The 7,778-nt window shown below is 68.5% G+C and carries 11 protein-coding genes; 1 reads left to right on the top strand and 10 read right to left on the bottom strand.

Annotated elements, in window-relative coordinates; all coding sequences use genetic code 11:
- Nucleotides 1-163: 163 nt before the first annotated feature.
- From RSA25_RS18095 to RSA25_RS18125, 7 genes are all read right to left on the bottom strand, one after another.
- Nucleotides 164-379, bottom strand: a complete 216-nt coding sequence (locus RSA25_RS18095) for a hypothetical protein (protein WP_332810218.1) — start codon at nt 377-379, stop codon at nt 164-166.
- Between the two features lie 144 nt (nt 380-523).
- Nucleotides 524-985 (bottom strand): hypothetical protein, encoded by a 462-nt coding sequence (locus RSA25_RS18100; protein WP_332810219.1) that lies wholly within the window; start codon nt 983-985, stop codon nt 524-526.
- Entirely contained in the window at nt 982-1,185 is a 204-nt protein-coding gene (locus tag RSA25_RS18105) for a PspC domain-containing protein (protein WP_332810220.1), read from the bottom strand. The genes RSA25_RS18100 and RSA25_RS18105 overlap by 4 nt, the downstream gene beginning before the upstream one ends.
- A gap of 47 nt (nt 1,186-1,232) precedes the next feature.
- Nucleotides 1,233-1,604, bottom strand: coding sequence for a YfeK family protein (locus RSA25_RS18110; RefSeq protein WP_332810221.1), 372 nt, complete (start codon nt 1,602-1,604; stop codon nt 1,233-1,235).
- Entirely contained in the window at nt 1,601-2,668 is a 1,068-nt protein-coding gene (gene phaC / locus RSA25_RS18115; RefSeq protein ID WP_332810222.1) for a class III poly(R)-hydroxyalkanoic acid synthase subunit PhaC, read from the bottom strand. Before phaC ends, RSA25_RS18110 begins: the two co-directional genes overlap by 4 nt.
- On the bottom strand, nt 2,665-3,777 hold the full coding sequence (phaE, locus tag RSA25_RS18120; protein WP_332810223.1) for a class III poly(R)-hydroxyalkanoic acid synthase subunit PhaE: 1,113 nt from the start codon (nt 3,775-3,777) through the stop codon (nt 2,665-2,667). Before phaE ends, phaC begins: the two co-directional genes overlap by 4 nt.
- A 52-nt stretch (nt 3,778-3,829) precedes the next feature.
- Complete coding sequence (locus tag RSA25_RS18125) at nt 3,830-4,444, bottom strand: phosphatidylcholine/phosphatidylserine synthase (RefSeq protein ID WP_332810224.1); 615 nt, start codon at nt 4,442-4,444, stop codon at nt 3,830-3,832.
- Between the two features lie 376 nt (nt 4,445-4,820).
- Here RSA25_RS18125 and RSA25_RS18130 point away from each other — a divergent pair, with 376 nt between their 5' ends.
- Nucleotides 4,821-5,465 carry a class I SAM-dependent methyltransferase gene (locus RSA25_RS18130; RefSeq protein ID WP_332810225.1) on the top strand — a complete coding sequence of 215 codons (645 nt, stop codon included), beginning with the start codon at nt 4,821-4,823 and terminating at the stop codon, nt 5,463-5,465.
- Between the two features lie 131 nt (nt 5,466-5,596).
- Here RSA25_RS18130 and RSA25_RS18135 read toward each other — a convergent pair whose 3' ends face one another.
- The 3 genes from RSA25_RS18135 to RSA25_RS18145 form a co-directional block, all read right to left on the bottom strand.
- Nucleotides 5,597-6,085 carry an 8-oxo-dGTP diphosphatase gene (locus tag RSA25_RS18135; RefSeq protein ID WP_332810226.1) on the bottom strand — a complete coding sequence of 163 codons (489 nt, stop codon included), beginning with the start codon at nt 6,083-6,085 and terminating at the stop codon, nt 5,597-5,599.
- Nucleotides 6,086-6,143: 58 nt separating this feature from the next.
- Nucleotides 6,144-6,656: a DUF1249 domain-containing protein gene (locus RSA25_RS18140; RefSeq protein ID WP_259202983.1), complete on the bottom strand. Its 513-nt coding sequence runs from the start codon at nt 6,654-6,656 to the stop codon at nt 6,144-6,146.
- A 120-nt stretch (nt 6,657-6,776) separates the two neighbouring features.
- Nucleotides 6,777-7,598: a pyruvate, water dikinase regulatory protein gene (locus tag RSA25_RS18145; RefSeq protein WP_332810227.1), complete on the bottom strand. Its 822-nt coding sequence runs from the start codon at nt 7,596-7,598 to the stop codon at nt 6,777-6,779.
- Nucleotides 7,599-7,778 lie beyond the last annotated feature (180 nt).

Below are 7,778 nucleotides of genomic sequence, written 5' to 3' on the forward strand. Positions count from 1 at the left end.
GGGAGCCGGCCAGCGGCCGGTATTACCGAAATCTGGGATCGCGGGGAGCCGGCCAGCGGCCGGTATTACCGAAATCTGGGATCGCGGGGAGCCGGCCAGCGGCCGGTATTACCGAAATCTGGGATCGCGGGGAGCCGGCCAACCGCCGGCACCACCCCTGCCGCTAGCGGTAGTGGCGGGCCATCTGCTGGTGGACGATGTCGTCGCGCAGGGATTCCAGCGCCATCACCCGGATCCTGCCGATCCCCGGCAGCTCCATGAACCGCTCGGTGTAGATCTCCGGGCCATTTTCGGTATCGGCCCGCGACTTGCTGAAGCCATGGGGCACCAGGCCCTTGTCGCCATCCTTGCTACCACCGACATAAAGAACGATTGCCATGTGATGTACTCCTCCTGTGAAGCATCGTGCATATACAACAGCCACCAGCTTACCGCGCCGAACCTGACTGATTCGTCATGCAGCCTAATAACCATTGTTTGCATGCAGATGACGTCGCGTTGCACGACGTTGAATGGCACGGATTTAACGTTTCGCTAACACCCGCGCGGGCCACCAGCCGCGACCGGTCAGCGCGTACACGTCGGCGGCCCGTTCGAAGGGGTTGCGCGCGCTGACCCCACCGCACAACAGGTACACCGGCAGGTACAGCGGCCCCAGCACCAGGTACTGGTAGACATGCGCCCGCTCGTGGTCGTGCAGGCCGATCACCGGCTCGGTGCAATGGCCGGCCTGGTGGGCATAGGTGCGGCACGGCACATCCAGCACCGGCCCGGTGTGCAGGATCACGTTGCCCAAGGTGATCGCGCCGCCCGGCCCCCACGGCCACTGCCGGAACACCACCGCCAGGTCACGGCGGTTCCACGACGCGCGCGCGCCGCCAAGCATGCCGGCCAGGCCGGCCACCAGGCCGATCAGGGTGTTGGGCGCGGTCCACAGCGCACCCAGCCCCTGCAGGGTGCGCAGCGCAAAGGCAGGCAGTCTCAATCGGCCTCGTTGGGAATCAACAGCCACAGGATCAGATAGACCAGGATGCCGGGGAACGCGGCCGACAGTACCGAGACCAGCACGAACAGCACGCGCACCAAGGTGGCACTCCAGCCGAACCGGTGCGCGATGCCGCCCATCACCCCGGCGATCATGCGGTCGTTGAGCGAGCGCGACAGCGGGCGCGGCGTGGCGTTCATGGCGGCGGTCTCCGGCGAGGGGTGGCGCACTGTAACCCGGGCGGTGTCTACGGGGTGCGTTGACGCAGGGCCTTCAGCCGGGCCGTGAACCAGACCGCGGCGGTCTGCTCGGGCTGGCCCGGGCAGGCGATCCGGTAAGGCTTGCCGCTCATGCTGCTCTGGCTGGCGGCGCGCTCGATGAACTGCTCGGCGGTGTCCACCTGGTCCTTCCTGAGCAGGTAGTCGTACTTGCGCTGCAGGTGGGCGCGTGCCTCGGCGGCGTCATGCCAGCTGCCGTTGCGCTGGAAGCGACAGGCCGAACCGTCCAGCGCACCGATCAGGCCGGCGATCTCGCGGCGGGCGCTGTCGCCGGGCGCGGCCTGGGCGGCGTGCGAGGCGGCCAGCGCCAAAACCAGCCACGGCAGGACACGCGGCGTCATCGGGAACGGTCCTTCAACCACGCGGTGATCGTGCCCGGCACTTCGCGCTGGGCGCGCCCGGACACGTAGATGCCGATGTGGCCGCCGCGGAAACTGCTTTCGGTATAGTCCGCGCTGCCGATCCGGCCGCGCATCGCGCGCGAGGCATCCGGCGGCACCAGGTGGTCCTGCTCGGCATAGATGTTGAGCACCGGCAGGGTCACCTGCGAGAGCTGCACCATCGCCTCGCCGATACGCACGCCGTCGTGCATCAGCCCATTGCTTTGGTAGAACTGCTTGATGAAGTCACGGAACGTTTCCCCGGCCAGGTCGGGCGAGTCGAAGATCCACTTCTCCATGCGCAGGAAATCTTCCAGCGCGGCCTTGTCATCGAGGATGTCCAGCAGGCCCACGTATTTCTGTACGTTGAGCCGGAACGGCTTGAGCATCAGGTAGCTGGCATTCATCAGGTCGGCCGGGATGTTGCCCAGCGTGTCCACCAGCAGGTCCACGTCCACCTGTCGCGCCCAGTGCGAGAGCATGTTGTCCGGGGTCTGGAAATCCACCGGGGTGACCATGGTGATCAGGTTGGCCAGCTTGTGCTGGCGCAGCGCGGCATAGCACAGCGCGAACACCCCGCCCTGGCAGATGCCGAGCATGTTCACCGGCGCGGCGGCGGCGTCGTGCAGGTGGTCCACCGCGCCATCCACGTAGCGCAGCAGGTAGTCCTCCAGGGTCTGGTAGCGCTCGGAGCGGTCCGGGTAGCCCCAGTCCAGCACGTAGACGTCATGGCCGAGCGCCAGCAGGCGCTGCACCAGCGAGCGGTCGGCCTGCAGGTCCACCATGTAGGGGCGGTTGACCAGCGCGTAGACGATCAGCAGCGGGGTGGCGTGCACCGGTGCCTCGGCGCCGATGAAGCGGTACAGCGCTACCTTGCCGTCGCGCCACACTTCCTCGCGGGCGGTGGCGCCGTAGTCCACGTCCTCCACCGACGGCAGCAGCTTCAGGCCATCCAGCAGCTTGCGCTGCATGGCCAGGGTTTCCTGCAGCAGGTCGTCGGCGTTGAACCCCAGCGGTCCTTTCATGGCGTGCGCTTGCCGCCGGTGGCCGGGCGCTTGCCGGTCCCGGCCTTCGCGGCCACCGGCTTGGCCGGCGCCTGTTTTGCCGGGGCCTTCTTCGGTGCCGCCTTCTTCGCCGTCGGTTCAGCGGCGGCCGCCTTGGGCGCTGCGTCCTTCTTCGGCGGGGCCTTGCGGGCCGGCGACGCACGCGGCGTGGGACCGGGGCCGGCCGCTGGCGCCGGCGCGGCGGCGGCGGTCGCCATCCGCCGCACCAGCCGCTCCAACTCGGTGATGCGCCGATGCGCGGCGTCCGTTTCGGTACGGGTCGGCAGACCGAGCGCTTCGCAGATCCGTTCGATCTCCTGCTGGCTCGCCCCGCGCAGACGCATCTGCGCATTGCCGAGCGAGGCATAGATTTTCTGGAAGGCCTCGGACAAGGCCACCTTGGCATAGGCCTCTTCGGCCGCCTCGATCCACAGGTCGAACATGGCCCGGGCGCTGGTCAACTGGCTGCCCGGTTGCTCGTGCTCGGCCAGGCGCTGCTCGAACAGCGTGAACGCATCCTCCAGCGCCTGCTTGATCAGCTCCACGTAGTCGCGCGCGTGCGCCTGGTATTCCTGCTGCGCACGCAGCAGCGCCTGCCAGCGCGCCTGGTGCTCGCGCGCCGGGCCGAAGGCGGGGCTCTGCAGCCAGGGGCCAAGATCGCGCTGCAGGGTTTCCAGCAGCTTGAACAGATCCAGCCCCTCGCCCTGGGTGTGCCCGCCGGCGCCCTGCAGCATCCACTGCAGCAGGCCATCGCCCTGCCCCAGCACGGCGCTGCGCCAGGCCTGGGCCACATCGGCGCTGCTGGCGTCCTGGCCGGCGAACTGCCCGGCCACCTGCTGCATGGTGCCGTACCAGCCACCGGCCTGTTCGCGGAAGCGACGCACGGCATCGTCGGCCGGACCGCTGGCCGCGTTGGGCAGCAGGCTGGCCCACTGGTCGATTGCCTGCTGCCAGCTGCCGGGCCCGCCGCTGGCGCCGGCCGGCCCGGGCGGGACCGCGGCATGCCGCAACGCATCGCCCCAGGCGCCGAAATACTGGCGCGCCAGGGCCTCGAAATCCCCCGCATTGCCGCCGCTGCCCGCCGTGCTCACAGCACCGCTCCCGGCAGGATCGGATGGGACCACCGCATGGACGTGCTCCGGTTCATGGCTTGGGAATGCGCAGGGTCTTGCTGATCATCAGCGACCCGGACAGGGCGAACAGCAGCACCATCGGGTGCAGCTGCCACGGGCCAAGCTGCCACTGGCCCAGCCACAGGTCGTGGCCGATCGCGCCCATGCTGGCAGCCACTGCCAGCACCACCACCAGCGCCAGGCTGGTCGGGATCGGCGTGCCTTCGAAGTACGGCACCTTGTCGCCGTCACCGGCCAGGGCCTCGGCGGTCACGTTGTAGCGCGCCAGCCGGCTCACCCCGCAGCACACGAAATAGCTGAGCACCAGCCAGTCCCAGCCGCCCTGCATGCCGCAGGCATAGGCCAGCGCCGCCGGGGCCACGCCGAAGGAGATGATGTCCGACAGCGAGTCCAGCTCGCGCCCGAGCGTGGAACTGGACTTGCGCCAGCGCGCGATGCGCCCGTCGAGCGCATCGAAGATGAAGGCCAGCGGGATCAGCGCCATGCCGAACAGCAGGTAGCTGCGCTCGCCGTCCTGCAGGAAGCGCATGGCGGCAAACACCGCGCCAGTGCCGCAGAACGCGTTGGCCAGGGTGAACCAGTCCGCCAGGTGGAACTCACGCAGCATCGAGAAATGACGTTTCATGGAAGATCTGTAGACGGCAATGGCAAGAGAGTACCGCGAGCGGCCCGAACCGCGACAGAGCAACGCGCCCTGCCCCCACGCCGCACTTGGCGCCGCCTTCACGCCATCCCCACCCGCGGTGAATTTTTGACCACCCATCTTGACAGCGAGGACCGGCGGGGGCTGCCGCCGCTTATCCACAAAGTTGCGCACGAGTCATCCACACCCCCTGTGGACAACTCAGTCTCAATAGACGCGACAGTGGTCATTTCTTGATCACCGCCGGCCATGTGGGGTGACCAAAAAGGGTCTTCGCGCGCGCCGCCGGTTGCGCTATGGTGCCCGGCGGACCAGCCGCGGCCCGTCCTGCCCGCCCTTTGCGACAGGAGTTGCCCGCGTGCTTTCCCCCCAACAGCGTGCCGCCCAGCTGCGCCATCCGCACGGCGGCGCCGCGCTGGCGGTGGCCGAATCGATGAACCGCAGCAATGGCGCGCTCAACCAGGCGGCCATCGCCCTGCTGGCGGTGGGCGCCCACCAGACGGTGCTGGAGATCGGCCCGGGCAATGCCGCCTTTGCCGGCGACCTGCTGCGCGCGCCCGGCAGCCGCTACCTCGGCATCGAGGTGTCCGAGGCGATGGTCGACGCCGCACAGGAGCGGCTGGCGCTGGCCGGCCTGCAGGCACGGGCGCGGGTGGAGCGCGGCGATGTCCACGCACTGGCACTGGAAGATGCGTGCGTGGATGCGGCGCTGGCGGTCAACACGCTGTACTTCCGGGACGACCTGGGCGCACCGCTGGCCGAGCTGGCGCGGGTGCTGCGCCCGGGCGGCCGCCTGTGCCTGGCCTTCGTCGATGTCGCCTTCATGCGTACCCTGCCCTTCGCCGCGCATGACGTCCACCTGCACGGCCTGGCCGAGGTGGAGCTGGCACTGCACAGCGCCGGGCTGCGCGTGTGCGGCTGGCGCGACCATCGCGAACACGCCACCGGCAACGACGGGGGCGTGGTGGACAAGCACTTCCACCTGCTGCTGGCGCATCGATAAGGCCGCCATCGGGCGGGCGGCGATGAACGTTGATGGGGTGCGTGGTTGCCGGCCAGCGGCCGGCACTACCAGTGGGTGGGGCGCTGCCGCCCGCCCGTGCGGGGTTGCCGGCCAGCGGCCAGCATGACCCGTCAGAGGCGGGTGTAGGACCAGGATTGCATGGCGCCGTCGCGGTAAGGCATCACCCCGTGGAAGGCGCGCGGGTCCTCGCCGAACACCAGCGGCAGGAAGCTGCGGTCGCCCTCCCACAGCGGCAGCGTGTCCAGCTTGTCCAGGTCCACCCACTCCAGCGTGCCCTCCGGGTTGGAGGTCAGCGGGGTGCCGGTGAAGTCATCGATGATGAAGACGAAGCCGAACCAGTCCTCGCCGTTCCTGCCGAAGCCCGGCCAACTGATGGTGCCGCGCAGGCGCATGCTGCCGCACTCGATGCCGGCCTCCTCGCGGATCTCCCGGCGCATGCAGGCGGCGGCATCTTCGTCGCGTTCCATCTTGCCGCCCAGCCCGTTGTACTTGCCCAGGTGCAGGTCACCGGGGCGGGCATTGCGGTGGATCATCAAGGCCTGGGTGCCATCGGCGGACAGCACGTAGCCGAGGGTGGCCATGATCGGGGTATAGGGCATGGGCGCGGCTCACGGAACACAAACCCCGATTATGCGCGATAGCGGCGCGGCGGTCGGCTCAGCCGGCCACCTGGGTGCGCCGGGTGTCGGCCGGGGCCGGCAGCGCATCGCCATCACGGCGCAGGGTGGCCACGCCATGGCCACGCTCGGCCAGGTATTCCAGCCACTTGCCGAGGAAGGTGTTCATCCGCATGCGGTGGCTGATCAGCTCGGCCGGCGGCGGGTACATGCCCACCACGTCCTGCCAGCGACGGCCCACATAGCAGTGGGTGGTCTCGGCCTGGCGCGCGTCGCGGTACAGGCGCACGTAGGCCGAGGGGTCGGGCTGGCCGGTGACCGGGTCGGCAAAATCGTAGGTCAGCCGCAGCTCCACCGTGTAGCGGTGGCACTCGATCACGTCCAGCCGGACGTCCAGCCCGTCGCCCACCGAGGACACGTAGCTGCCGGGAACCAGTTCGGCCGGCGCGAACAGCCGCACCAGGTGCTGGTAGTTCTCCGCGTACAGCCCCATCAGCCAGCTCAGCCGGCTGAGCCTGGGGATGCGTTCGATACGGGGCGATGCCTGGGCCATGGGGTCGATCCTACACGTTGATCCTTCAACGTGGGGCCGCCCCGGCCCAAACGAAAGCCCACGACCGTGGGTCGTGGGATCGGCCCGGTCGGGGGATCACCCAGGCGGTGGGACCCGCCCTCAATACAGCTCGCGCTGCAGCCCCAGGGTGGTCAGCACCTTGCTGGAGATCTCCTCGATGGAGGTATGGGTGGTGCTGAGCGTGGCGATCCGCTCCATCCGGAACATGGTCTCGGCCGCGGCCACCTCGCGCTTGCAGGTGTCCAGGTTGGCGTAGCGCGAGTTGGGGCGGCGCTCCTGGCGGATCTGCTGCAGGCGGTCCGGGTCGATGGTGAGGCCGAACAGCTTCTTGCGGTAAGGGCGCAGCCGCGGCGGCAGGCGGTCGTGCTCCAGGTCCTCGTCGGTGAGCGGGTAGTTGGCCGCGCGCACGCCGTAATGCAGGGCCAGGTAGATGCAGGTGGGGGTCTTGCCGGCCCGCGACACCGCCACCAGGATCACGTCGGCATCGTCGTAGTTGATGGCGATGCCGTCATCGTGGGTCAGCGCGAAGTTCATCGCGTTGATGCGCCGGTGGTAGGTCTCGAAGTCGACCATGCCGTGCGCCTGGCCGACCCGGGAGTGGCGGTTGACGGCCAGTTCCCGCTCCAGCGGCTCGATGAAGGGGGCGAACACGTCCAGCATCAGCCCGCCACTTTCGGCCAGGATCACGCTCAGCGCGCTGTCCACGCAGGAACTGACCACGATCGGCCGGACCTGGTAGCGCTCCCCCGCCGCCCGGATCCGTTCACAGGCTTCGCGCGCCTTTTCCGGGTCGTCGATGAACGACATGCGGTCGGTAATGAAGCTGAACCCGGAGAACTGGGTCAGGAGGCTATGCCCAATGGTTTCAGCGGTGATACCGGTTCCATCGGACACGTAGAACACCGGACGGATCGTCGACATGCGCCTTTTACCCCCTCTGAAGCTTAAAAAGGCCGTCGATACAAGCTTGTGCCGACGGCGGTCTGCCCGGCATCATATCGGCTTCTTCCTACGGACGTGGCCATCCAAGCCCGCCTCGGGCGATGGCCAAACGGAGCATCGCGCTTGAACGAGAATATCCTGTGGTTGCACGAACTGCGC

This window comes from Stenotrophomonas sp. (genome assembly GCF_036662295.1).
Taxonomy (GTDB): domain Bacteria; phylum Pseudomonadota; class Gammaproteobacteria; order Xanthomonadales; family Xanthomonadaceae; genus Stenotrophomonas.

What these genes read in the sequence shown, in the direction of transcription:
- RSA25_RS18145 (WP_332810227.1), bottom strand. Translation starts at nt 7,598, where the DNA reads ATGTCGACGATCCGTCCGGTGTTCTACGTGTCCGATGGAACCGGTATC.
- RSA25_RS18095 (WP_332810218.1), bottom strand. Translation starts at nt 379, where the DNA reads ATGGCAATCGTTCTTTATGTCGGTGGTAGCAAGGATGGCGACAAGGGC.
- phaC (WP_332810222.1), bottom strand. Translation starts at nt 2,668, where the DNA reads ATGAAAGGACCGCTGGGGTTCAACGCCGACGACCTGCTGCAGGAAACC.
- RSA25_RS18110 (WP_332810221.1), bottom strand. Translation starts at nt 1,604, where the DNA reads ATGACGCCGCGTGTCCTGCCGTGGCTGGTTTTGGCGCTGGCCGCCTCG.
- RSA25_RS18105 (WP_332810220.1), bottom strand. Translation starts at nt 1,185, where the DNA reads ATGAACGCCACGCCGCGCCCGCTGTCGCGCTCGCTCAACGACCGCATG.
- RSA25_RS18125 (WP_332810224.1), bottom strand. Translation starts at nt 4,444, where the DNA reads ATGAAACGTCATTTCTCGATGCTGCGTGAGTTCCACCTGGCGGACTGG.
- RSA25_RS18135 (WP_332810226.1), bottom strand. Translation starts at nt 6,085, where the DNA reads ATGCCCTATACCCCGATCATGGCCACCCTCGGCTACGTGCTGTCCGCC.
- RSA25_RS18140 (WP_259202983.1), bottom strand. Translation starts at nt 6,656, where the DNA reads ATGGCCCAGGCATCGCCCCGTATCGAACGCATCCCCAGGCTCAGCCGG.